1 protein-coding gene is annotated in these 578 nt (G+C 64.5%); it reads right to left on the reverse strand.

Annotated features, from left to right (window positions below; translation table 11 throughout):
• Positions 1-550: hypothetical protein (locus Q7C21_RS22580; protein ID WP_375151171.1), on the reverse strand; the 550-nt coding region annotated here is incomplete at its 3' end.
• Between the last annotated feature and the right edge of the window lie 28 nt (positions 551-578).

Consider the following 578-nt stretch of genomic DNA (forward strand, 5'->3'; position numbering starts at 1 on the left):
CATCCAGCGGCACTTTGCGCGCCAGCATCTCGGTGGACATGCTCACCGCCTGCAACGGTGCCCGCAGGTCGTGGCCGAGAATCGCCAGGAAGATGTCCCGTGAGCGGCTGACCTGCTCGGCATAGGCACAGGTGGACTCGGCCAGGGCTTCGTCGATGGCCTCGTTGAAACGGATCATGTCCTGCAGGTGTTCCAGGTCCGGGGTTACCAGGCTGGCGACCCACAGACGGATCACACAGGCCCGCAGGTGGCGGAACTCGGACGTCATCTGCACCAGATCGAAACCCACGTGATGGCGCAGTTCGCCATGGCTGGCGGCGGCCGCATCCAGGCTCGGGGATTTCTCCGGGCCTTCGCCCCTGGCCTTGGCCAGCTGTTCACCCGGGCTCTGGGTGATGCGCATGTCCCGGGCGGCCGCCAGCAGGATCGAGGTGGCGTGATCCCGCAGGTCGCTGCGGGTCAGAGTGTCCGCGGCCAGGGTCCTGGCAAATTGTTCCCATTCATCAACGATTCGATCAACGTGCTGCACGATGAAATCGGACAGGCGCATAGCCGGGCACCTTATTGGGCAGAGAGTG

The organism is Pantoea sp. ANP04, from assembly GCF_041982285.1.
In the GTDB taxonomy this organism is placed as follows: domain Bacteria; phylum Pseudomonadota; class Gammaproteobacteria; order Enterobacterales; family Enterobacteriaceae; genus Pantoea; species Pantoea eucalypti.